The sequence below is a fragment of the Bacillus sp. M13(2017) genome (genome assembly GCF_002218325.1).
Lineage (GTDB): Bacteria > Bacillota > Bacilli > Bacillales > Bacillaceae_G > Bacillus_A > Bacillus_A thuringiensis_K.
Genome location: NZ_KZ268513.1, coordinates 138664 through 162750, shown reverse-complemented (window position 1 = coordinate 162750; position 24087 = coordinate 138664). Strand labels below are relative to the sequence as shown.

The following is a 24087-nucleotide window of genomic DNA, read 5'->3' as shown; positions in this document are numbered from 1 at the left end:
TTGTAGAAAGAATGGTTTAACATTTCGATTGCTGCGCGTGCTCCTAAGTAAGAACCACCAATACCTACAACAAGTAAAATGTCAGAGTCATTTTTAATTTTTTCTGCGCATTTTTGAATACGAGCGAATTCTTCTTTGTTAAATTGAAGTGGAAAGTCTACCCACCCAAGAAAATCATTCCCAACTCCAGTTTTTTCGTGGATTGTATGGTGTGATACTTTTACTGCATCACGTAAATAGGTTAGTTCATGTTCATTGATGAAAACTAATGCTTTAGAATAATTAAATGTTATATGTGTACTCATTTTTTTCCTCCATGTTTAAAATTGTTTATTTGTATATTAAATTTTATTGAAATAAAATTGTGAATCAAGCTATTCTAGATTGTAAACGCAACTAATGTTTGTTTTTTGAAAAAGTGCACTTTTAGTATAAATCTGTGGAACAGATGATATAAAACTAAATCATTTTGATAAAAAATTTGATTTTTATACGATTGTCAATAATCTTTTTAAAGACATGTTATCAATATGTTGAAGTTCGGAGAATTACTTGAATAATGTTTAAATTTTATGCATTCGATCCTGTGATAATACCGCTGGCTTTGGTTTCATTTGCTGAATTAAAAAGATACTATAGCGAGCTGCTACATAAATAACCATGATACTTGCAATAATTGTTTCAAGTATGCTGATTGAACGCCATAGTACGCCATTATATCCTAAATATTTCATTGTATTTGTAAAGGCTGTTGCACAAATTACAAGCGGGAATGTAAAAGCAGCATAACTTGGATAAAACGGCAAACGTAATAATTTAGGCAACTGGCATAGCACAATAACATATAAGATTTGTGAAAGAATAAGTAATATCCAAATCAATTCCTCTGATTTCGTATTAAAATGTGCTAAATATGCTGCCAATGACAGAGAACCTGGTGCACATAAAATTGTAGTAAGAGGTTGTGTCGGTATTTCTAAATTTTTCATTACAAAAATACGTATCAATACTAGTGGCAATAAAATAATATAGAAGACAATAGATGCCCAAAATACTACTGTTGTTATCGATGATGCAAGACTTCCTGCGGTTAATGGCATAATGGCCATCCCAATATACATAATGAACCAACTTGGGTAAATATGAGACATTGTCACCTTACTACTTAAAACAAATTGATACGTAAAGTAAATCATTAATATAAAGTGAACAATAGCGACAATAATCCAGATTATTGCCCAAATAGTACCTTTCACCATAAAAATGCTGCAAAGTACCATAATAGCCATTGTAAATGTTGGTGATACAGCAGCAATGATAGGATTTTTTAAATCCTTTAATACTTGTTTTGGTGTGAAAAAAATCTTGCAAAGCATGCCTACTAAAAAAACAAATCCAAGTGTCATCATCACATAGGCAAGGCCATTAATATGAAAGCTAAGTTGTAGTTTTGCTATTGAGAATAGCGCTAAAATTAATCCACTTATTGGAATTGGGATATGTTGTATTTTTTTTATCATTGAACCTCTCTCCTTTATGCCTTCAGTATACTCTCGCTAAAATCATTTGAAAAATATATAATTATAATGATAATTATTTAGAAAGACAATAATAAGGAGGTTATTTTAATGTTTGAAATATTAAAAATTTTTATAAAAGTATATGAGCATCGCAACTTCACACGTGCTTCTGAATTACTTTTTATTTCCCAACCGACAATTTCAACGAAAATTAAACAGCTGGAACAGCAACTTAACACGACATTTTTTATTCGTAAAGGTCCCAAGAATATTGTACCAACTGAAGCTGCACATATTTTTTATGAATATGCTCTCCAATCTGTAGATGCTTGGCAAGATACCATAGAGAAATTGCAAGAACAACCGAAACGTATGAATTGTTTAATTGGTTGTTCCAACACAATTGGGGTGCATTATTTACCATTGATTATGTCATCTTTAATTGATGAGTTTCCATATATTGATTTTTCGATTTATATGGATAATTCTGAAGAAATTTTTAACTCCTTAATGAAGCATACAGTTCACATTGGGTTAATTGAAAAACCAATTGATACGCAACCGCTTCAAAAAGTAATGCTTTGTACGGATGAGCTTGTTTTTGCTGGTAACATTGAAAGTAGTATTTGGCTTATGCGAGAAAAGAATTCTGGCATCCGTTTTTTTAATGAGTTCTATATTGCCGAACAAAATCTGAAAGCACAGTTTATTGAAATAAATAACAACGAAATTATTATAAATTTTTTGAAGAATGGTATTGGAAAAACTATTTTATCTAAGAGAGGTTTACCCGATTCTATCCCATTTGTCGAGCTATCCAGCCGCTATCATCGTCCACTATACGCTCTTTACCGTTATGAAGATAATAGTCCATTTAAAGAGATTTTTGAATATATTCAATCTGCATTCGGAATACTTTTATTGCAAGATTCGAAAAAATAAGATGAAATTTAGTTCTGTTGTAAAGTTTTAAAAATCATAAACCTATTTACAAAACATATATTTTAAGCGGTTATAAATGATTATTGTAATTCACTGTACGTCGAAAAAGGCAGTTTGATTCCAAACTCCTGAATACTTCCGAAATGGGACAATAAAAAAATAATCTCAGTACATCAAAGGTGATTTAGAGCACATTATGGATACCTTAAAACCAGGGCAGGTCTATGAAATAAAAGATGCTTATACATGTATTAGAAAAAGATTATCCAGTAGAATCTAAACTTAAAACTCAATCTTGAGGAATGAAGGATTTCCGTATTGTAGATCCTGATGGTTATTATTTAAGGTTAACTTCATATTGGATTTTTTCCTATTCGAAGTGATTACAAACCAACATTTAGACTTAAATAACTGTATTGTCACTTTACATTTCTCGTTTTGGGACACTTCAAAATACTAGTTTGATGGGCGTGGGGTAGTGCCACATACCCATCAAGCTAAGCTTATATAAGTTTAATTTTACGTGAGATTTTTTCCTTTTTCTAAAAATCCAGTGTCAGTTCTTTAAGGATTTGCATACGAAATAAATCCTAACGAGTTTACTTTTTTGAATTAATCCGTTTAATTATCAGACTTGGTACAATTGTAAACGACACCTAATATATCAAAGACTGTTTTCGTCTCATACCGATGAGATTTTCGTCCGTTTTGTTGTAGGAGATTGAACAGGCGAAGTAACACCTTTGATAGTTCTTGGGTGTTATTCTGTATGGTTTGATAAATAAGAAGAAAATAATCTTTAATGATATATATGACTTTATATTCACTCAGTTCTTGTTTCTTTTCATAAGAAGTAATTGATGCATTTGAAACATAGTAGCGGAACAGAGTAGGATCGCGATCAGTTGACCATACAAATAGTAGGATGCTATTCCGATAATTGTAGTTTACTAATAATTTTACCTTACATAAATGTAATACAAATGAAAGGTAAATGAATATGTGAAATTCCATAAAACAATTATTCTATATAAGGAGCAAATACGAATTAAAGAAACGGTATACGTATAGATGATGTGCAGCAATTATCTTAACTAGTTAAACCACCTTGGAACAATAATTCTATGTTTACTCAAATCCCTATACAAGAAACCTATATGGAAATTTTTGAACTTAACAAAGTTTATGGAAATAATCATGGAGTTGTTGATACCGAGGATAAAAACTCAGTACAAGTGGAGAAAGAATTTCAAAAAATTATTAGGAGTAGAAAAGATGATTTACAGTTTTCGGAATTGTTATCAGCTATAAAATAATAAGCCTATAAAAAGGTGGAAATTAACTAAAAAATAATATAAATATTACGGAGGATTCATATGGCTGGCGTTATAGGACATACAGTAGTTACCGCAACTGTAGGATATAGTATGTAGAAAACATTTAAATATCACAACTTTATTTTTTTGTATGGCGATTCCAAATGCTCTAAGCATGTTCATTGGAAAGGTACCACTTATACCAGGAGGAGCGGTAGATGAGAGTTTCATAGGTGGACTAGTTTGCGCTTTAGTTTTGACATTACTAATTATGATAGGTCTTAAAACAATACCTAGATTAATGAAACTATTTACTTATAAACAGAGCTCTTCATTAAAAATTATTTTTATTTCTGCTTTAATAGGTACAGAATTACATGTATTGATGGACCTTATTGCTATAAACGGCTGGCTGAATGGAACCATATTATAATAGTTTTATTTTAATGAAATATAATTTAGGAAGATCACTTCTTTTATTGTAAGAGTGGTCTTTTTTATATAGAGGCTAAATTCTCACAAATAACTGTAAAGGGAAAAATTTCGTTATGGGGGTGTCTCAAAATCTTATCTTGATGGCGATGGGGTAGTGCCATATCCTCACCAAGTTAAAATTTTGATGTCCCCGCAATGATAAAAATGGTGAATATTTATATGAAAGATTAGAGCTCTCCTTCTTGTAAGAGAGCTCTAATCTTTGTTTAAAAACTATATTATATACATAGGCAGACTCATCATCTGAAATTTGTCCCGATTCAATTTAGAATATGACAAAAGAGAGCTTGCGTTAGAAAACAAGCTCTTTTTAAAAGAAATAACGTAATTGAGATACTTATATATTAACAATTGTTTTCTTCTAATTCCATATGTCTTATGTTGAGAAATAAATTATAAGTGGCTTGATAACGCTAAAATGAATGATTGACATAATATTTTGACGATAATATAATGAATCTCGAATTCGAGATAATTTGTTAAGGATTGGGAATTATGAGTGTGATTAACGATGAGAACCTATCTTTAAAGTTATTTGTTATATTATCAAGGGGATTACAGCTAATCACTAAATGTATTGAAGAGGATATAAAAAGTTATGGACTTAATCCAAATGAATTTGCAGTACTTGAGCTACTATACAGTAAAGATAATCAGCTTATACAAAAACTTGGAGACAAAATATTATTTGCAAGTAGTAGTATCACCTATGCGTCAATTACTTCAGAAGGTATTGGTTTGGTGGATTCTATTTTCCCTCAGCATAAAGAGGGGATTCGGAAAATATTTGGTAGTTTGGACTATATTGAGAAAAAATGATAATTAAACAGTTGAAAAAGTTAGGATATTACGCACAGTAATTGTAAGTTTTTAGAGGTTATTTCTTTTTAGTAATATCCTAATTAAATATAAATTAAATAAATAGGAGGAAAAATTAATAAGTGGTAGTAAATGTATTGTAATACAAAATTAATAAATCATGTAATTGCAAGTAGTATAGTAAGAAATGCGATTGTTATGTTAACGTATATATATTGTCCTTTTCATTATAAATCTTTCATAAAGCGGAGAGTGGGTATCAAGAATGGAATTACGTCATTTAGAGTATTTTATTCAAGTTTGTAATAATAATAGTTTTACTAAAGCTGCGGAAGTTCTAGGTATTTCACAGCCGACTTTAAGCCAACAAATCCGTGTGTTAGAAGGTGAACTTGATACGCCCTTGTTTCATCGAGTTGGAAGAGGTATCAAAATGACAGAAGCGGGTAAGCTGCTATTTGATAAAGGAAAATTTATCATGCAACAATTTGATGAAGTTTATAATGAAATTTTTGAATTAAAGGGTGTAAAAAGAGGGGTAATTACTATAGGTGGTTTATTAGAGGATCTCACTTATTTAACACCTTATATTATGAAGTTTCAACAACATTATCCCAACATCGTAGTGAAAATTATAGAATCCGAAGTTGCTGTAAATCAAATCGTTGATAAAAATATTGATATAGGCATCACACGTAGTGCTCAAATTCCAGAGACATTAACAAGCACCCTTTTGTATAGAGAAGAGCTTGTCCTTGTCATTCCAAAAAATCATCCTTTGAATGAAACATCATTTGTTTCTTTTCGAGAATTAGTAGGGCTCAGTAGAATAATGGTTTCATGTAGTTGTCGTGAATCTATTAAAATATATTGTGAGAGTTTAGGGTTATCTTTATCTGAAGCAAATATAGAAACAAAATCTTCTATTTCTCTATTGAGCCTTGTATACAATGGACATGGGGTTGCCATAATACCTCTTTCACTGGTTAACTTTGTTAATAATGATACTTTGAGCATAGTTCGTATTATTGACCCGACACCAAGTCAAGATATTAATCTTATCCACTTTGATGATAAATTTTTAAGTTTTGCAGCACGTATCTTTATGCAGAAGTTAAATAATCCTGAAAAAGCATTAGTATAATAAAAATAATAATGATTATAGTGTGAGGATTAAACATGATACATAATTCTTGGGAGAAGACCTAAATTACAGTCAAAGGGCATTGGCTTTATATGTGTGGTGTGATCGATTCAAATGGGAATATCATTGACTTTTACTTAAGGGAAAAAGGGCAGACTTTGCAATGAGAGAAGGCTGTTAAAAATAAGTCAAGTTAATTAATTAGCTCTTCGATTTTATCACATAGTAATAGATTCCATTAGGGAGATATTGCTATTTCTTTTTACATATCCTTATTGCATAAAGAATACCACCGGCATTATACCGGTGGTTTTGACTTAGAAAGCAAAGCAAGTACAACCAATACCCCATTTAGTTCCATCTTTTCCTATTACGGTATGAGTGTGTTGATGGAGAGGGTTACTGCAACTATGTAACTTGTGATCATGGGCATCGTGAGAAAGTATAGTGTGGGCTAGGTTAGCACCACCATAACCATAAACTCCCGTCGGTGACCAATCAGGTGATGCTGGTGGCAATTCAGGTGATAAATTTTTAAATTCATCATTTCCATAAACAACCTGCCCACCCATAATGGTGAGTAATGATTCAAGGTTCTTGATTTCTTCTTCTGGCAAAGTAAAGTAGTCAGCAGACAATACAGCAAGATCAGCAAACTGACCTACTGCAAGGGTTCCTTTTTTACCTTCATCACCAGAGAACCACGCACTTCCTTTTGAATATAATTCCAGGGCTACTTTTCTATCAAGTTTATTTTTTTCATCGTATATCGAAAGTCCACCAATGGTTTTTTCGGCAACCATCCAGTAAAGAGCGACCCAAGGGTTATAGCTGGAAACCCTAGTTGCATCACTACCGGCGCCAACAGGTATACCTAGGTCTAACATACGATAAATCGGAGGAGTACGCTTTGCAGCTTCCTTTCCGTATAAATCAACAAAGTATTCACCTTGAAAAGCCATGCGGTCTTGGATGGCAATACCACCATTTAAAGCTATTTCCTTGAAATACATTTATGCATTTTGTTTACTAAGATCTCGCTGCGCGCCCATATAGCTTCCAATTATATTTTGATAGCCTGGAAGATTGCTAGCAAGCAAATTGCCAAAACCTTCGACATCGTTGCGCCAATCACGTTGTAATTCGCAAGCTACGCTAAACCAGTTCATAAGTTGCACACCACTATGTGCCATACGAGTATTTGCAGCATCTGCTACTTGTTTACTGAAAGTTCCTGAAGCATCAGTAACAGCAAATACTTCATATCCAGCTTTTATAGCGGAAAGTGCAGGGAAAGCAACACAAACGTCAGTAACTACGCCCGCGATGATAAGTTGCTTTTTTCCAGTTTCTTCGATTGCTTTTACAAAATCATCATTATCCCATGCGTTAATTTGTCCAGGTCGAGCTATTTTTGGTACATGAGGAAAGAGATCAACCAATTCTTGCATTAAAGGTCCGTTAGGCCCGTTTTCAAAACTTGTTGTTAAAATAACTGGTAAATCAAAAAACTTAGCAGTATGAGCAAGAGCTAGAACATTGTTCTTGAATTCATCAACACCATAGTCACGTACTAGTCCGGACATAAGACCAGTTTGATGATCTACTAAAAGCACGACAGCATCATCTTTGTTAATACGAGAATAGAAATCAGTCATTATGTATTCCTCCTAAAAATTAAGTAATCGAAGAAAGTTTAAATAGTCGAATACTATCATAAGTTTCTTCGTTTATAACTAAGCTGACCAATAATATTGGTTATAGCAGCATTCACAGAACATGAAGTGCTATACAAATTTATAGTATTTGAAAACTGATTAATTAATCAATTCTAAATCATCTATAATTTGTATAGGTCGTAACTATAGTTGTTTTCACTATAAAATAGATTGGTTTTACCTATACATCCTATAGATAGAACAATATTGATAGTCACCTATTTTTGTTATTACAATTGAATATGAGTAATGTTCAGTAATTATTTTATGATGAAAAAGGTATTAGAGGGGGGGATTGTTCCAAAAGGAGAAAATGAATGCATTGGAACAATAGAGTTTCATACTTAGAGTTCACAACATAAAGGTGCATGAATAGGTTATGAGATTCATCCGAGTTATTGAAGAAAAGGATACATATTAGAATATTTTTTGGAGGTAGAAGCATGGCTAAAATTACTGTAGGAACCGAAAATCAAGCACCAATTGAGATATATTATGAGGATCATGGCACAGGAAAACCAGTTGTACTAATTCATGGTTGGCCGTTAAGTGGTCGATCTTGGGAATACCAAGTTCCAGCTCTTGTTGAGGCTGGATACAGAGTTATAACGTATGATCGTCGAGGATTTGGAAAATCATCTCAGCCGTGGGATGGGTATGAATATGATACCTTTACTTCTGATTTACATCAACTATTAGAACATTTAGAGCTTCAAAATGTCACACTTGTTGGTTTTTCTATGGGTGGAGGAGAGGTAGCTAGGTATATTGGGAAATATGGAACCAATAGAGTAGAGAAGGCTGTATTTGCAGGAGCTGTACCACCATTCCTTTACAAGTCAGCAGATCATCCTGAGGGTGTATTAGATGATGTAGCAATTCAAGGATTTGAAAATGGAGTAAAAAGTGATCGCCTAGCATTCCTTGATGAGTTTACGAAAGGATTTTTTGCTGCTGGAGATCGAACTGACTTAGTTAGTGAACCATTTCGACTTTACAATAGGGATATCGCTGCAGGTGCATCACCTAAAGGAACACTAGATTGTATCGCTGCTTTCAGCAAAACAGACTTCAGAGGCGATTTAGCTAAGGTTAATATACCTACCCTTATTATTCATGGTGATTCAGATGCGACTGTACCATTTGAATATAGTGGGAAATTAACACATGAAGCAATTCCTAATTCTAAAGTAACGTTAATAAAGGGTGGTCCACATGGGCTAAATGCAACGCATGCCAAAGAATTTAATGAAGCACTCCTATTATTTTTAAAGGACTGATTATAACTATATAATTGTTAATTGATAACTTATAAACAAGTTAAAATAAAGCTTTATAAAAGATGCTCTTGGATAAATCCAGGAGCATCTTTTTAAATGGTGATATTGAGATGTTAGATTGATAAATCTCCAGTAGTTTTGGATTGAATATTCTTCTTAACAGCTAAAATGTATTGATTAGAGTTTTTTAGATTTCTTAGAAGTATTGTTATATTACTATCAAGATAATATTTTGAATAATCCTCAAAAAAAGAAATGTTTTGTCAGAAAATAATAAAATTTTATTAATTTTTATAATTAGTTGAATTTTTATAGAAATAATTCTCTTAATATATTAAAATAACATCGTATTATGTCAGATTTTAATTATTAGGGGAGAGAAATTTTGTGTTGAAAAAAATCATTCCAGTTGCTTTAGCAATAAGTACAGTTACTTTTACTAGTGTATTTGCTTTGCCTTCAGTACAAGCGAGTACAGAACCAAACCGCTACATAGATGTGCAAATGCTCGGTATTAACGATTTTCATGGGCAACTAGACACGGTAAAAAAAATTAACAATAAAGATGCAGGGGGAATTGAGTACTTAGGGGCTTATTTACGTAATCGTGAAAAACAAAATCCGAATACATTAAAGGTACATGCTGGCGATGTTGTTGGAGCAAGTACTCCTGTTTCAGCATTATTACAAGACGAACCTACGATTGAATTTCTAAATGATTTGAAATTCGATGTTGGAACGATAGGAAATCATGAATTTGATGAAGGTGTTGCGGAAATGAACCGCCTTATTTATGGTGGATACCATGAGAAAACAGGGAATTTTAAAGGAGCAAAATTCCCATATGTTGCCGCAAATTTCTATAATAAATCCACTGGTCGTTTATATTTACCACCATTCACTATAAAAAAGGTACAAGGAGTTCCTGTTGGATTCATCGGAGTCGTAACAACGGATGTTCCTAACCTTGTTATGCCTACTATGCTAAAGAATGTAGAAATTACAGATGAAGTTGAAGCTATTAACAAATCCGTAAAGCAATTAAAAAAACTAGGCGTTAAATCTATCGTTGTTCTTGCGCATAACGGAGGTATAACAGATGGGAACGGTGTAACAAATGGTGATATCGTCCGATTAGCAAATGAGACTGATCCAGAAGTCGATGTTATTTTTGGTGGGCATAGCCACACTTATGTAAATGGAACTGTTAATAATAAACTTGTCGTACAAGCAAATTCTTATGGTATGGCTTTTGCTGATGTTGATGTAAAGATTGATCGTAAGACACAAGATATTGTTGAGAAAAAAGCAGAAATTGTTACAACTTACCATGAAGGCATGGAGCCTGATAAAAAAATAAAGAAGAAGATGGAGAAATATCAAGCAAAAATCGCACCTCTTGTTAATGAAGTTGTAGGTAAGTCTATTGCTCCACTAGATCGTAAACTCAATACGGCTGGTGAATCTAATCTCGGAAATTTAGTTGCTGATGCCCAGCGTGCAACAATGCAATCTCAAATTGCACTTATGAATCCTGGTGGTATTCGTAATGACTTAGATGCTGGTGATATTACATGGGGAGAGATATATGGTATTCAACCATTCGGAAATCAATTAATAAAAATAAATTTAACAGGTCAAGACATTCGTGATATTTTAAATCAACAATGGCAAAAAGATATAACAAGAATGCTTCAAATTTCAGGTATCCAATACACTTGGGATGCGAACAAGCCTAATGGAGAAAAAGTAACAAGTATTCGCTTAACAAATGGAGAAGAAATCATTCCTTCTAAAACTTACAGCGTCGTTGCTAACGCATTTCTAGCTTCAGGTGGAGATGGATTTGTATCCTTTAAAAACGGTAAAGATGCTGAAACAGGACCAACTGATTTTGAAGCATTAGTAGATTATATAAAAAAATCAAAAGAACCAATTCAGTCTATTATCGATGGAAGAATTCAACAAATAAATTAGTTTTTATTAATCTCAAAAACAACTAGATTACCTGTGCGCTATACTCTTTAGTGTGCAGGTAATCTAGTTTTTTGATTTGAAATAGTCTAACTGTGGCCAATGGGTATACCGTCTAGATGCAGAGTGCCGAAAAAAATGAAGTGAACAAAAAATAAACCCTAAATTAACTCTATGATAAAGAGACTACAAACAATCAAAATTTGGAACTTCATATTAACCATATATTAACCACGTTAATAATACATACTGAAATTGAATACTTTAGATAACATCATTTATAACGAATATCTATACATTATAATGTTATGCAATGAGGAATTTACACTACAATGGATTGAAGCTTATGTAGTTTTATATTCGTATAAGTGAATTAAGAATTTCTTAAGAACCTATTAAGAAATAAGTGAGTTTTAGGAATTAGAATAAATGTATCTTAACAGTAATAAGAAAATGAATGTTTTAAATGGAAGTTGGCAGAGTATGTCAAAAAGCTATAAGTAAATATTTCAGGAGGTTTTTTATGAAAAAGAAAATAATTATTGCAATTGTTGCTTCTGCTATAACAATGACTCATTTTGTAGGAAATACTTATGCAGATTCGAAAACAGAGGTTTCTGTTACAGCTCCCTACAATATAAATCAAATAGTGAAATGGTTAGAAGCACATGCAAAGCCTTTAAAAACAACTAATCCAACTGCATCTCTTAATGATTTGAAACCACTTAAGAATATGATAGGTTCAGCTTCAATTGTAGGTTTAGGTGAAGCTACGCATGGGGCTCATGAGATTTTTACAATGAAACACCGCATTGTTAAGTATTTAGTATCTGAAAAGGGCTTTACCAACTTAGTTTTAGAAGAGGGATGGGACAGAGCTTTGGAACTTGATCGATATGTTCTTACTGGAAAGGGAAACCCAAGCCAACATTTATCACCTACATTTAAGACGAAAGAAATGCTAGATTTACTTGATTGGATTCGGCAATATAATGCTAATCCAAAACATAAATCGAAAGTACGTATCATTGGGATGGACATTCAATCAGTAAACGAGAATGTCTATAATAGCATAATAGAATATATTAAAGCGAACAATTCAAAACTGTTGCCTAGAGTAGAAGAGAAGATAAAAGGTCTTATTCCTGTAACAAAGGATATGAATACTTTTGAAAGCCTTACGAAAGAAGAAAAAGAAAAGTATGTTTTAGATGCTAAACAAATTAGTGCTTTATTAGAGGGAAATAAAAGCTATTTAAATGGAAAATCTAAAGAGTTTGCATGGATAAAGCAAAATGCTCGTATTATTGAACAGTTTACTACAATGTTAGCGACACCTCCTGATAAACCAGCGGATTTTTATTTGAAACATGATATTGCAATGTATGAAAATGCGAAGTGGACTGAAGAACATTTAGGGAAAACCATTGTATGGGGACATAATGGACACGTTTCAAAAACAAATATGCTTCCTTTTATATATCCTAAAGTAGCTGGGCAGCATTTGACAGAATATTACGGAAAAAGATACGTATCTATTGGAACGTCAGTTTATGAAGGACAATACAATGTCAAGAATAGCAATGGTGAATTTGGCCCATATGGAACATTAAAATCGGATGATCCAAACAGTTATAACTACATTTTTGGACAGGTCAAAAAAGATCAATTTTTTATTGATTTACGTAAGGCGAACGGCGTGACAAAAACTTGGTTAAACGAACAACATCCAATTTTCGCTGGAATAACTACCGAAGGGCCTGATATACCAAAAACTGTTGATATATCATTAGGTAAAACGTTTGATATACTTGTTCAAATTCAAAAAGTGAGTCCATCTCAACTACATCAATAAATTTAGAATAATGTACCTTAATGACAACTTGAGAAGTGTTTCATATAACACTATGAAATTTGTTTTATATAGCAAGAAGAATAATCGTATTAGAAAAAATCAGCAGTTTAACCTGTTAAGAGTAAAACGAATCTTCAATATGTAAAGCGCAAAAAACACTGAAGCGAAAAGCATCGGTGTTTTTTGCGCTTTTGGGCACAGATGCTACTTCGATCCTATTGTAGAAGTGATTTTGTATGTAAGGAATTTGTAAGGAATAGGTAAGGAAAAAGAGATTTTCATTGTGTAGGATAAAAATATAAGGAGGCGTGAAGGGGGGAACAAGTACGGCCTACATATAAAACAAATAATCAGTAACAAGAGTGTTTTGTGAAAATAATGAGTACAATGATTGCAAATGCATTGTTGCCTTTTCATCATTGAGAGAATGGATAGCTGTGTGGTTCGTATATGACACTGCTATTAACTATCTATATAATTTAAATAGAAGAGAGGAATTCTTTATGAAAACACGCAGTAAAATTACATGTGCAAGTCTAGCACTTTTAATAGGTGGAAGTTCCCTGTTATACATAACACCAACATCAATTGTAAAAGCAGAATCTACGCAAAATGTATCTAGTTCGTTACAAACAAGTACGAAAAGCGATCGTACTTCCGTTAAGAAAGCAATACGGGATGAACTGCAACTTGGATACCCGGGAATACTCGCTCAAATTTCTAAGGGTGGTAAAACTTGGAGTTATACCGCTGGGGTAGCGGATCTGAAAACTAAGAGACCAATGAAAGCAGATTTTCGCTTTCGCATTGGCAGTGTGACGAAAACGTTCATTGCAACGACTCTACTTCAATTATCTGGAGAGAATCGTTTGAATCTAGACGACTCCATTGAAAAATGGTTGCCTGGTGTCATTCAAGGAAACGGATATGATGGTAACCAGATTACTATCCGGCAAATATTGAATCATACAAGTGGTATTGCTGACTATATAAATTCAAAAGACTTTGATATAACGGATATAAAAAAATCGTACACGGCTGAAGAATTCGTAAAGATGGGGATTTCACTTCCCCCAGACTTTGCACCAGGAAAGGGTTGGTCTTATTCAAACACAGGATACGTATTACTGGGAATCCTTATTGAAAAAGTAACTGGCAACAGTTATGCCGAAGAGGTTGAAAATCGGATTATTGAACCGCTTGATTTGTCAAATACATTTCTACCTGGCAATTCAAGCGTGATTCCAGGTACCAAGCATGCACGTGGCTATTTGCAACTAGACGGAGCGAGTGAGCTAAAAGACGTTACTTATATTAACCCAGGTAGCTCGGATGGAGATATGATTTCTACTGCTGACGACTTAAACAAATTCTTCTCTTACTTACTAGGTGGCAAATTACTGAAGGAACAGCAACTAAAACAAATGCTTACTACAGTTCCTACAAATAGAGAGGGAACTGGATATGGTCTTGGAATCCTTGAAATTAAGCTTCCGAACGGTGTCTCGGTATGGGGACACAGAGGTGCCGTTCCAGGGTTTTCCACTTTTGTTGGTGGAACACTTGGAGGTAAACATACACTCGCTATCAATTCGAACAGTTTAAACATTAATAACCCGGAATTTTTTAAAAACATTTTACTTGCTGAATTTAGCAAGTAGACAAAAAGGAAAACTGGATAAATTTATCATTTGCAATTTCAATAGGAATGGATTAACACTTGAAATGAGTATAGGGGGGCATTAAGTATCTAGAAATAATCAAACCAATAATGAGAGATTGCTAAGTAAAAGGATTTGTTTATATATTCTATTCTCTCCAGCCGATTAAAAAAGTAACAGATATAATGAGTGATTATTATGTATACATTATTGCATTTGTGTTGGTATCGTCACTGATTATAAATTTGTATAAGGTGCGAAGTCTAATTTATGACTTCGCACTTTTGCTGTTTAACAGCCATTATTACTAAGCTATTAATAATAGAAAAAAGGAGAATGTAACTAGTTATGCAGATGAATCTTGGCACAGGCGTTATGTAGGAGGTTTTGCTGAGAATAAATTTAGAAGAATATATGAATTAGAGACATGAAGGCTGAAGTGAATTTTAGTAGTTTTTATGTTCATGAGTTACTTGAAATTCTAGCTGTTTTGTATGCATAGTTTTTCCCACCGTGATTGATAGTGCATAGATATTATTCTTATTATTATATATATATTACCGAGTATGCATTAAGTGAGATTTTTTTAGAACTAAATACAGTGCCATCCCCTAATGGTGAAAATGGTATTTGAATATTGTAGGGCTCTTAAGTATTTTTTAGATTTTTAAAGCCCGGTCATTTTAACCAAAATTTTCATAGAAATACCTTTGAAAAGAACGTAAGTTCGTATATAATAAGAACGAATGTTCTTTTGTTGGGAGTGATAACCTTGTATGATTATTCTCTTTTACCGAATCGTATTATTCTTTGTGTAGACCTTCGTAGCTTTTATGCAAGCGTATCATGTATTAAAAAAGGACTTGATCCAAGATATACAAAATTGGCTGTCGTAGGGGATGTGAATCAGAGCGGATCAATTGTATTAGCAGCAACACCGCCATTAAAAGCGTTAGGAATAAAGAAGATGGCTCGTTTGTACGAAATACCGAAGCGACCAGATATTATTATTGTGAATCCAATTATGCATACGTATATGAAATGTTCAACTTTCATAACGGGTTTGGCTTTGCAGTATGTCGCGCCGGAAGATTTTCATCAATATAGTATCGATGAATTTTTTATGGATATGACTGCAAGTATTCATTTGTTTGCCAGTAATCCGCGCGAATTCGCATTAAAGTTCAAGCGAGAAATATATGAACGTACAAGGATTGAAAGTACGATTGGTATAGGGCCTAATTTATTATTAAGTAAAGTAGCGATGGATGTAGAAGCGAAGAAGAATAGGGATGGAATAGCGCAGTGGACGTATGACGATATACCCGAGAAGTTATGGAGTATTAGACCGCTCAGTAAATTTTGGGGTATATCGTATAAAACAGAAATGAAATTGAATCGAAAAGGTATACATACCATTGGAGAATTAGCTCAGTATCCTTTGAAATATTTAAAGCAATCATTCGGTGTAATAGGAGAAGAATTACATCTACATAGTAACGGAATTGATTTTAGTAGAATAGCAGAAAAATACGTTCCAGCAACAACATCTATAGCGAAAAGCCAAATATTATTGCGTAATTATTCGATAGAAGAGTTCATAGTTATTTTATTAGAGCATATAGAAGAGGTTTGTTATAGGTTGAGACGAGAAAAGAAATGCGCGCAAACAATTCATTTTTCAGTTGGATATAGTAAGGAATACGGTGAGGGAATAAAAAAGGTACATACGTTAAATAGAGCAACAAACTTAACGATGGATATTTATAATGTTTGTACATATTTTTTATATGAACGCCATACAGGAGAGCCGATTCGATCAGTAAGTGTTTCATTAACAAACCTTATTAATGAAGGGGAAGAGCAAATTTCGCTTTTCGATAACATTATACAAAGAGAAAAAGAAATATGATTAACGAAAGTTATGGACGAAATTCGAACACGATTTGGTAAGAATAGTATTTTACGAGGTGTTTCTTACACAAGCGTCGCAACAGCAAGATATAGAAATACATTATTAGGAGGGCATAAATCGTGAAGAATGTTAATATGCCAAAAGGAAGAGGTATGGTAAAGTGGCAACCGTTTGCCAGTATGCCGGAGCAGTTCGCAGTTATTAAAGAAATGGTAAAGGAGCAAACGAAAGCCTCGCGTCCAACTGTAACGCAAGATGCAAAACAAATGATTGAAAATAAGCTATTAATTTCATTTTTAGGTGAGGAAGAGGTTTTACTTACATATTATAAAGATGGTTATTTATATAAAAATTACATAACAGTAGTGGATATTAATCCATTAATGGAGACGATCACTTGTACGGATGCTTTTTGTAATAAGCGCACTTTTAAGTTTTTTGATGTAATTGAGATTGATTAAAGTATATTTCTATGCAGCAGGCGTATTTTTTTAGCCTACTGCATAGAAAGGTCAGTTACAGTATTAGGCTTATACTAAAAATAAGATACCCTTTATTACCATTGACGATAGTTGCATTTTAGATGAAAGAATGTGGGGAAACACCCCCCGTTAACAATAGAATTAGCATTAACAGCAGTTATATGGTTTCTTAAAATTATGCATATCAGTTGTTAGAGGGTGCGATATTTATTTAGAAAAAGCCGTTTTAGATACTAATAGATATAATTAAGAAAAGACTTAATGACTAAAGAAAATAAGCATTTTACACTTCAATTATAATAGGGAGGATCATTGGTTTTCTTTTTGTATGTGAGTATATAAAGTGACCAAGTGATTCTCGTATTTCTCTTTTTAGAACATTCCATTGATTAATATGTGCTTTTTGTAATCTGTTGACAGTTTCTACAACTAATTGATTAATTTTATTTAAGAAATCTTCTGAGTCCCGAACATATACAAACCCACGAGAAATTGTATCAGGGCCAGAAATTATTTTCTCTTCTGTTTTACTCAAGGTTATAACTATTACAAGCATACCATCTTCAGAAAGTTGTTTGCGATCGCGCAATAAGGCGTTTCCAACATCTCCAATACCTAAGCCATCTACATATATATTACCCGCAGTTATACGTCTTGTTTGCATAGCAGTTTGATTTTTAATATCAACAACATCTCCATTGCCGATAACATAAATATTATCTTTCTTGACACCAACAGATTCTGCCAATTGACGGTGATGATGTAACATTCTAAATTCACCGTGTATGGGAATGAAATATTTAGGTTTCATTAAAGTAAGCATCAATTTTAATTCCTCTTGATATGCATGTCCAGAAACGTGCATTCCTGTTGAACTTCCAGATCCATAAATAACATTTGCTCCTAATAGATATAAGTTATCTATAATACGTGAAACATTACGCTCATTTCCTGGTATGGGGGATGCAGACAAAATGACTGTGTCACCTGGTAAAATATCAACTTGTCGATAGTTGCCACTAGATAATCGGGACAGAGCAGCCATAGGTTCACCTTGACTACCAGTGCAAAGTATAGCGACTTTTTCGGGTTCCATTTGATTAATCTCATTTGCTTCGATTAACATGCCTTCAGGTATATTCAAATAGCCTTGTTCTAAGGCGACAGAAACTACGTTCACCATACTTCTTCCGAGGAGGGCAAGCTTTCTATTTGTTTTTAAAGCGGCATCTACTATTTGCTGTACACGATTCACATTAGAAGCAAAGGTAGATATAATAACTTTGCTGTGAGCCTTTACAAAGGCTTCTTCAATTTTTTCGCCTACCAATCGTTCTGATGGAGTAAATCCAGAACGTTCGGCATTCGTACTTTCTGAGAGGAGAGCTAAAACTCCGTTACTTCCGATATTAGCCATTTTGTGAATGTCTGGATATTGATTGTTTATGGGAGTTAAATCAAATTTAAAATCACCTGTATGGACTACTGTACCTTCTGGTGTATGAAAAGCAATCCCGAGGCAATCGGGAATACTATGATTTGTTTTGAAAAAAGATAGGTTTATCTGTCCGAATTCAATTAAAGACTCAGAGTCAATAACAATTAACTGTGTCGAATCTTGAAGTTTATGTTCTTTTAATTTAATGCCGATTAAGCCTAAGGTTAATTTTGTTGCGTAAATTGGTACATTCAATTGTTTTAAAAAATACGGAATACCTCCAATGTGATCTTCGTGTCCATGTGTAACAATTAAACCTCGAATTTTATCTTTATTTTCTTGTAAATATGTAACATCAGGTATTATTAAATCTATGCCTAATAAACTCTCGTCAGGAAACTTAGAACCACAATCAATGATTACAATGTCATCTGAATATTGTATGACATACATGTTTTTACCAATTTCATTAACGCCACCTAAAGCAAAAATAGATAGTTTATCATTTATTATACTCAAATGAATATCCTCCTCTTAAAACAAATTTACTTGAATCTATGTAAAGGTTTGTAACCAACTATTCATTAATAGTTGGTTACAGTTATCTCAAAGACCCATATCTTTTAATCCAGGACTATGCTCATTTGGCATTTCAGGAAGTTCTGGTACAGGAAAACCTTTTGGCGGGTCAGTTACTGCTAATGTTCCTTTGTTTCTACTTGGTGATTCACCTTGGAATATTTCTCCTATTCTTGTTGGATCTAAGCTAAAATTAAATTGTGCGTTATGGAATCCCATGTCTACATACTTTCTGCACTCTGGGTATTTATTAATATCATAGTTCGGCACAGGGAAGAGTTTCCCCCATTCAACACCCAATGTCTCTAAAGCTTTTGCGAAAGCATTTTGATGAGCATTATCACGTACAATTAAAAATGCAAGTGTTTCTCTAAAAGTTTGATTGGAACTCATTTCATAAATTCGAGTTTTTTGAAGTACACCTGTAGATTCAAGTACTACGTTATCTAATAAATCGCTAATTAAATTCCCATGACTATATACCCAAGATCCATTCCATGGGTTGCCAGCTGCATCAACAGGCAATGAACTTTGAGCACCTACAATAAAGTGGTGAGGATTTGCATGTTTAACCGCTTCATCAAGTGGTGCGTTGTCAACACCAGCATTTCCTGGCGTAGGTTCACCAGATCCAGTTAATAGTTGATTAATTGTATGTTGTACAAGTTCTACATGGCTTATTTCCTCTAAAAAAACACCTCGAAGTAAATCGCGATATTGCTTCTCTTTACCTCTAAAATTTGAGCTTTGGAAGAAGTATTGCATCATTGTACGCATTTCGCCATAATGCCCACCTAATATTTCTTGTAAAACTTTTGCGGCAGCTGGATCTGGCTTGTCCGGCTTGATAATATTAATCAGTTCTTCTTTATAATAAAACATGAAGTACACCTCTTTTAAGTTAGTTAACATTGTTATCGTGTCCGCTAATTGGTTACTTAATACTCAAATTCATTTTTTTACCAATAAATCATGATCTCAAAATGCAAATTCTTTTGGAAATAACTATTTTCGATATGAGATGAAAATGGGGGAATAGCTACTTACAATTTAATAAAAAAGATAAGATTACGGAGTGTAATCTTATCTTTTTATTAAGAATAATAAATTGTATCTTCAAGGTTTTAAAATGACTTTTATACAATCATCTTCACGATTATTAAAAATTTGATAACCATAGCTCGCTTCTTCAAGGGGGATTTTGTGTGTAATAATCTCTTTTGGATCGAATTCTTTGTTTATTATTTTTTCAAATAGTTCCAGCATAAAATGAATAACAGGTGCTTGTCCCATTTTAAGGTTAATATTTCTAACCCAAAATGCTCCGAGTGGAAATGCATTATAATTGCCACCATAAACGCCAGTCATTTGAACCGTTCCATATTTTCTTACGGCTTTCGTAGCGATTTGAATAGGGCCGAGAGTTCCGCCTTGTAATTTTAATTTTTGTTCTAGAAATTCTAGTGGCGATTTTTTTCCATCCATGCCCACGCAATCAATGACTACATCGGCACCGCCATGTGTGATTTCCTTTAAATGTTCTCCCATATCGGGGAATTTTGTAAACTCAAATACCTCAACATTGTTAATCTTTTTTGCATAATTTATACGATAATCTAAGTAATCGACTGCGATTACACGCTTAGCACCTTGCATCCAAGCAAATTTTTGTGTCATTAATCCAACAGGCCCGCAACCAAGGACGATAACAGTATCACCTGGCTTAACACCAGCGTTTATTACACTCCAATAGGCTGTTGGCAAAACATCGGATAAAAACAGTAAAGATTCATCTTCAAGTTCGCATGATTCTGGTATAACAAATGGAGTGAAATTTCCAAAAGGAACTTTTAAATATTCTGCTTGTCCACCTGGATGGTTACCAAATTTCTCTGTATAACCAAAGTATCCACCAGAATCATAATGAGGATTGGAGTTATCACATTGGCTTTCCATTTCATGTTGGCAATAAAAACAATGTCCACAAGAAACGTTGAAGGGGATGACAACACGATCTCCTTTTTTCACTTTAGTAACATCTGGACCAACTTCTTCAACAATGCCCATTGGCTCATGACCAATAATGTAACCTGGAGGTAAAGGCATGTTGCCCTGATATAAATGTAAATCAGAACCGCAAATAGCAGTTGAAGTAATTTTTACAATAATATCATCTTTTTTCTCTAACTTTGCATCATCAACCTGTTTAACTTGTACTTGGTTTGGTCCTTGATAGGTTACAGCTTTCATCTCATATCTCCTTAGGAATCATTTTTCATAATTTATCTCGCTATTTGCCGGCTGCCCGTAAAAGCCCGATTGATGAGGGCTGATAATCACCCGGGGATGAACAAAACCCCACTGATTAAAATTTCACTTTATATGTATCTCCTGATAAAATATAAATTTTTAGTAAAGAGAAACCTGTACATAGTGTTGTTATGAAAGTATGTTATAGCAACTCTTCTTTCTTATATCTTTTGCCCTATTTTAAGAAGAAACTCAATAATTATTCATAATCTAATTTCCATAAAAAGGATAATTATTATTTCATAATTTGTCGCATATTAAAAACATCGGAGGTGAAATAATATGGCAAACAATAATAGTGGAAATCGTAATGAATTATTAGTTCGAGGAGCTGAACAGGCTCTTGATCAAATGAAATATGAAATTGCACAAGAGTTTGGTGTACAACTTGGTGCAGATACAACAGCTCGTTCAAACGGATCTGTTGGTGGTGAAATTACAAAACGTTTAGTTGCAATGGCTGAACAACAACTTGGTGGTAGAGCTAACCGCTAAGAGAATTTGTATAAAATATAGCGAATATGTAAATCAATTTCTTTTGTATATGTATAAAAATAAAAACCCTTATAGTAAATGGATTCTCACTCAAAGATTATTGATAATCTTCTTTCATAATCTTTGGGTATTTAATTTGTAAACTACTTTCCTAAACAATAAACACGCAGTGTTGGAAAGGTGTTTTCCATGCATAGTAGAAAAGCTTTTGCAGGAAAAAGCATACTTAAAAATTTGATTTCAATATTGAAATCAATATTGATTATGATATTTTCGAAAGGGAGGAATTTAAAAATGGGTATTTTAAGTGGAAACCCTCAAAATGAACCGTTACATTACGGAGAAGTATTTGATATTTGGAGTTATCTTCTAGCCGCACAAGGTGGAATCGCAAGCCATCAAGTATTTATGAATCATACAGGTGACGAAGATTTGAAGAAGTTTTTAGAAAGCTTAATTGAAAATGATATGAATTCAGAAATAGAAGAGTTAAAAACTCTTTTAAAAGTTAATGGCGTAGCTTTACCGCCAGCTCCGCCAGAACGACCAGTTGCATCTATTGAAGACATTCCTCCTGGAGCACGTATTAATGATGCAGAAATTGCAGCAGCGGTTTCTACAGGATTAGCAGCTGGACTTGTGACATGTAGTCAAGTGATGGGAAAATGTCTTCGAGAAGATGTAGGGATGCTATTCGGACAATTTCATATGAAAAAAGCACAAGCAGGTGTAACTTTGCTACGTTTAAGTAAGAAAAAAGGGTGGGTAGTTCCACCTCCATTACATGTGAAAAACTCTGATCAAGCTTAATAAACAAAAATAAAAAAGTGGCATTGGCCACTTTTTTATTTTTTAGATGTATCCTCAACTTTGGATTTATTTATTGTAGAAGAATCCATATATTCATCTGACATTTCCATAGCATATTTATCATGATGAATATGATTGTGATTTCTTAATTCATCGTCGTTACGCAGTACTAACCTCTTCATATAAATGTGGAAGAAAACCTCTATTCCGCCAATAATTAAAGCGGCTAAGAATGAAGAAAGTCCAATATTACGAGTAGCATCTAAATTAGTAAACAAGTATGTTAAAAGCCAAATTCCGAAGAAGCTTAAGCCGAAATCTGCCATTGTAGCAATCGTATTTCCGTATTTAGGTAAAATGAAGAGATCGCCGATTAAATAGGCAGCTCCTGTTAAGAAAAGAGAAATGAGTAATACTCTAGGAATGGAAATGCCTTGAAAGATACTGAGTACGATAAGTAATACTGCAGTTATCGCTGTGTATTTAATTAATAAAGCAACAATATGTTTCATCATTTTCCTCCATTGTTTAAACGTATATGGAATAAAATATTTCATTAGAAACGGGTTATGCTTTTATATAGCGTAACCCGTTTCATTTTCTGATGGAGGCCTATTTATAATATCCCATGGCACGTATATTGTATTTCGTTCTCCTATACACTATTATGTTGGGCTTAAAGGGCATCAATTATACCTTTGAATTCACGGTCGTAATTACCAATTAATTAGCTATATATTTTAGCATGTAATTTAACATATTAAAGAAAGAAGGAGGTGAATGAACATGTCAAACAATAACAGTGGAAGCAGCAATCAATTATTAGTACGTGGCGCTGAACAAGCTCTTGATCAAATGAAATATGAAATTGCTCAAGAATTTGGCGTACAACTTGGTGCAGATGCAACAGCTCGTGCAAACGGATCTGTTGGTGGTGAAATTACGAAACGTCTTGTATCATTAGCTGAGCAACAACTTGGCGGTGGCGTTACTCGTTAATTTTATATATGAAATGGATATAAAGGAGAGGCATGCCGTCTCTCCTTTCTCATACATTTTTATTTGTTTAACTTTTAGACTCTCGAGGTTTTAAATACATAATGAATTTTTTGTGAAATAAAAGGATAAAAGATAAGAGGTTATATTTGATGCGAAAGGGGCAGAAAAAATGAAATATGAAGCGTTATTTACAGTTGAGATTTCTGTAGGAAGTGAGAAAGTAGCAAACCATAAAATAAAGGCACATGATGTCGTTGATGTTGTTGAAAAGCTTGCTGAAAAGTACTTAAGTAATCATGAGGGACATTCTCAAAATGAATAAAGGAGAATCGTAA

General features: G+C 33.4%; 18 protein-coding genes and 6 pseudogenes. 15 read left to right on the top strand and 9 right to left on the bottom strand.

What is annotated here, in order from left to right; all coding sequences use genetic code 11:
- Both CGQ22_RS24990 and CGQ22_RS24985 read right to left on the bottom strand, forming a co-directional pair.
- A pseudogene (locus CGQ22_RS24990) lies at positions 1-305 on the bottom strand (glucose-6-phosphate isomerase); the annotation flags it as partial.
- Between the two features lie 258 nt (positions 306-563).
- Positions 564-1520: a TDT family transporter gene (locus CGQ22_RS24985; RefSeq protein ID WP_000591981.1), complete on the bottom strand. Its 957-nt coding sequence runs from the start codon at positions 1518-1520 to the stop codon at positions 564-566.
- A 108-nt stretch (positions 1521-1628) separates the two neighbouring features.
- Between CGQ22_RS24985 and CGQ22_RS24980 the strand changes: the two genes are divergently transcribed.
- The gene (locus CGQ22_RS24980; RefSeq protein ID WP_000461680.1) at positions 1629-2462 is read left to right on the top strand and encodes a LysR family transcriptional regulator; all 834 of its coding nucleotides are present in this window, start codon (positions 1629-1631) and stop codon (positions 2460-2462) included.
- Positions 2463-2589: 127 nt separating this feature from the next.
- A pseudogene (locus CGQ22_RS32630) lies at positions 2590-2739 on the top strand (IS4 family transposase); the annotation flags it as partial.
- A 344-nt stretch (positions 2740-3083) separates the two neighbouring features.
- Here the strand turns inward: CGQ22_RS32630 and CGQ22_RS24975 are convergent.
- Positions 3084-3382 (bottom strand): annotated as a pseudogene (locus CGQ22_RS24975) (IS4 family transposase); the annotation flags it as partial.
- Positions 3383-3586: 204 nt separating this feature from the next.
- On the opposite strand from CGQ22_RS24975, the gene CGQ22_RS24970 reads away from it, so the two are divergent.
- The 3 genes and pseudogenes from CGQ22_RS24970 to CGQ22_RS24955 all read left to right on the top strand — a co-directional run bounded on the left by CGQ22_RS24970 (position 3587) and on the right by CGQ22_RS24955 (position 6236).
- Positions 3587-3778 (top strand): hypothetical protein, encoded by a 192-nt coding sequence (locus CGQ22_RS24970; protein WP_000495000.1) that lies wholly within the window; start codon positions 3587-3589, stop codon positions 3776-3778.
- Positions 3779-4768: 990 nt separating this feature from the next.
- A pseudogene (locus CGQ22_RS24960) lies at positions 4769-5133 on the top strand (MarR family transcriptional regulator).
- A 224-nt stretch (positions 5134-5357) separates the two neighbouring features.
- Complete coding sequence (locus tag CGQ22_RS24955) at positions 5358-6236, top strand: LysR family transcriptional regulator (RefSeq protein ID WP_000423210.1); 879 nt, start codon at positions 5358-5360, stop codon at positions 6234-6236.
- A 317-nt stretch (positions 6237-6553) separates the two neighbouring features.
- Here CGQ22_RS24955 and CGQ22_RS24950 read toward each other — a convergent pair.
- A pseudogene (locus CGQ22_RS24950) lies at positions 6554-7231 on the bottom strand (amidohydrolase family protein); the annotation flags it as partial.
- An 18-nt stretch (positions 7232-7249) separates the two neighbouring features.
- Positions 7250-7894 carry an isochorismate family cysteine hydrolase YcaC gene (gene ycaC, locus CGQ22_RS24945; RefSeq protein ID WP_000129304.1) on the bottom strand — a complete coding sequence of 215 codons (645 nt, stop codon included), beginning with the start codon at positions 7892-7894 and terminating at the stop codon, positions 7250-7252.
- A 503-nt stretch (positions 7895-8397) separates the two neighbouring features.
- On the opposite strand from ycaC, the gene CGQ22_RS24940 reads away from it, so the two are divergent.
- From CGQ22_RS24940 to CGQ22_RS24910, 6 genes and pseudogenes are all read left to right on the top strand, one after another.
- Entirely contained in the window at positions 8398-9234 is an 837-nt protein-coding gene (locus CGQ22_RS24940; protein ID WP_001074309.1) for an alpha/beta fold hydrolase, read from the top strand.
- Positions 9235-9621: 387 nt separating this feature from the next.
- The gene (locus tag CGQ22_RS24935) at positions 9622-11211 is read left to right on the top strand and encodes a bifunctional metallophosphatase/5'-nucleotidase (RefSeq protein WP_089149503.1); all 1590 of its coding nucleotides are present in this window, start codon (positions 9622-9624) and stop codon (positions 11209-11211) included.
- A gap of 520 nt (positions 11212-11731) precedes the next feature.
- Positions 11732-13063: an erythromycin esterase family protein gene (locus CGQ22_RS24930; protein ID WP_000726826.1), complete on the top strand. Its 1332-nt coding sequence runs from the start codon at positions 11732-11734 to the stop codon at positions 13061-13063.
- 437 nt (positions 13064-13500) lie between these two features.
- Positions 13501-14724: a serine hydrolase domain-containing protein gene (locus CGQ22_RS24925; RefSeq protein WP_116777374.1), complete on the top strand. Its 1224-nt coding sequence runs from the start codon at positions 13501-13503 to the stop codon at positions 14722-14724.
- A 772-nt stretch (positions 14725-15496) separates the two neighbouring features.
- Positions 15497-16762 (top strand): annotated as a pseudogene (locus CGQ22_RS24915) (Y-family DNA polymerase).
- On the top strand, positions 16759-17100 hold the full coding sequence (locus CGQ22_RS24910) for a YolD-like family protein (protein WP_074594255.1): 342 nt from the start codon (positions 16759-16761) through the stop codon (positions 17098-17100). The pseudogene CGQ22_RS24915 and the gene CGQ22_RS24910 overlap by 4 nt, the downstream one beginning before the upstream one ends.
- 304 nt (positions 17101-17404) lie before the next feature.
- Here the strand turns inward: CGQ22_RS24910 and CGQ22_RS24905 are convergent, their stop codons facing one another.
- The 3 genes from CGQ22_RS24905 to CGQ22_RS24895 form a co-directional block, all read right to left on the bottom strand.
- Positions 17405-19078, bottom strand: a complete 1674-nt coding sequence (locus tag CGQ22_RS24905) for a ribonuclease J (protein WP_000022522.1) — start codon at positions 19076-19078, stop codon at positions 17405-17407.
- A gap of 87 nt (positions 19079-19165) precedes the next feature.
- Positions 19166-20020, bottom strand: coding sequence for a manganese catalase family protein (locus CGQ22_RS24900; protein ID WP_000500355.1), 855 nt, complete (start codon positions 20018-20020; stop codon positions 19166-19168).
- A 234-nt stretch (positions 20021-20254) separates the two neighbouring features.
- Positions 20255-21388: a zinc-dependent alcohol dehydrogenase gene (locus tag CGQ22_RS24895; RefSeq protein ID WP_089149502.1), complete on the bottom strand. Its 1134-nt coding sequence runs from the start codon at positions 21386-21388 to the stop codon at positions 20255-20257.
- A gap of 342 nt (positions 21389-21730) precedes the next feature.
- On the opposite strand from CGQ22_RS24895, the gene sasP reads away from it, so the two are divergent.
- Together sasP and CGQ22_RS24885 are read left to right on the top strand one after the other, a co-directional pair.
- Positions 21731-21943, top strand: coding sequence for a small acid-soluble spore protein, SasP family (sasP, locus tag CGQ22_RS24890; protein ID WP_000002833.1), 213 nt, complete (start codon positions 21731-21733; stop codon positions 21941-21943).
- Positions 21944-22237: 294 nt separating this feature from the next.
- Positions 22238-22753: a DUF3231 family protein gene (locus tag CGQ22_RS24885; protein WP_000512139.1), complete on the top strand. Its 516-nt coding sequence runs from the start codon at positions 22238-22240 to the stop codon at positions 22751-22753.
- A gap of 35 nt (positions 22754-22788) precedes the next feature.
- On the opposite strand, the gene CGQ22_RS24880 is transcribed toward CGQ22_RS24885, so the two are convergent.
- A complete protein-coding gene (locus tag CGQ22_RS24880) occupies positions 22789-23265 on the bottom strand; it encodes a YndM family protein (RefSeq protein ID WP_000680682.1) in 477 nt (158 codons plus the stop codon).
- Between the two features lie 274 nt (positions 23266-23539).
- Here CGQ22_RS24880 and CGQ22_RS24875 point away from each other — a divergent pair, with 274 nt between their 5' ends.
- Together CGQ22_RS24875 and CGQ22_RS32165 are read left to right on the top strand one after the other, a co-directional pair.
- A complete protein-coding gene (locus tag CGQ22_RS24875) occupies positions 23540-23752 on the top strand; it encodes an alpha/beta-type small acid-soluble spore protein (protein ID WP_000069660.1) in 213 nt (70 codons plus the stop codon).
- Between the two features lie 169 nt (positions 23753-23921).
- Complete coding sequence (locus CGQ22_RS32165; protein ID WP_000872948.1) at positions 23922-24074, top strand: hypothetical protein; 153 nt, start codon at positions 23922-23924, stop codon at positions 24072-24074.
- Positions 24075-24087 lie beyond the last annotated feature (13 nt).

Excerpts from the sequence above, each read along its gene's own strand:
- CGQ22_RS24985 (WP_000591981.1), bottom strand. The coding sequence starts at position 1,520 with ATGATAAAAAAAATACAACATATCCCAATTCCAATAAGTGGATTAATT.
- CGQ22_RS24980 (WP_000461680.1), top strand. The coding sequence starts at position 1,629 with ATGTTTGAAATATTAAAAATTTTTATAAAAGTATATGAGCATCGCAAC.
- CGQ22_RS24970 (WP_000495000.1), top strand. The coding sequence starts at position 3,587 with ATGTTTACTCAAATCCCTATACAAGAAACCTATATGGAAATTTTTGAA.
- CGQ22_RS24955 (WP_000423210.1), top strand. The coding sequence starts at position 5,358 with ATGGAATTACGTCATTTAGAGTATTTTATTCAAGTTTGTAATAATAAT.
- ycaC (WP_000129304.1), bottom strand. The coding sequence starts at position 7,894 with ATGACTGATTTCTATTCTCGTATTAACAAAGATGATGCTGTCGTGCTT.
- CGQ22_RS24940 (WP_001074309.1), top strand. The coding sequence starts at position 8,398 with ATGGCTAAAATTACTGTAGGAACCGAAAATCAAGCACCAATTGAGATA.
- CGQ22_RS24930 (WP_000726826.1), top strand. The coding sequence starts at position 11,732 with ATGAAAAAGAAAATAATTATTGCAATTGTTGCTTCTGCTATAACAATG.
- CGQ22_RS24900 (WP_000500355.1), bottom strand. The coding sequence starts at position 20,020 with ATGTTTTATTATAAAGAAGAACTGATTAATATTATCAAGCCGGACAAG.
- CGQ22_RS24895 (WP_089149502.1), bottom strand. The coding sequence starts at position 21,388 with ATGAAAGCTGTAACCTATCAAGGACCAAACCAAGTACAAGTTAAACAG.
- sasP (WP_000002833.1), top strand. The coding sequence starts at position 21,731 with ATGGCAAACAATAATAGTGGAAATCGTAATGAATTATTAGTTCGAGGA.
- CGQ22_RS24885 (WP_000512139.1), top strand. The coding sequence starts at position 22,238 with ATGGGTATTTTAAGTGGAAACCCTCAAAATGAACCGTTACATTACGGA.
- CGQ22_RS24880 (WP_000680682.1), bottom strand. The coding sequence starts at position 23,265 with ATGAAACATATTGTTGCTTTATTAATTAAATACACAGCGATAACTGCA.
- CGQ22_RS24875 (WP_000069660.1), top strand. The coding sequence starts at position 23,540 with ATGTCAAACAATAACAGTGGAAGCAGCAATCAATTATTAGTACGTGGC.
- CGQ22_RS32165 (WP_000872948.1), top strand. The coding sequence starts at position 23,922 with ATGAAATATGAAGCGTTATTTACAGTTGAGATTTCTGTAGGAAGTGAG.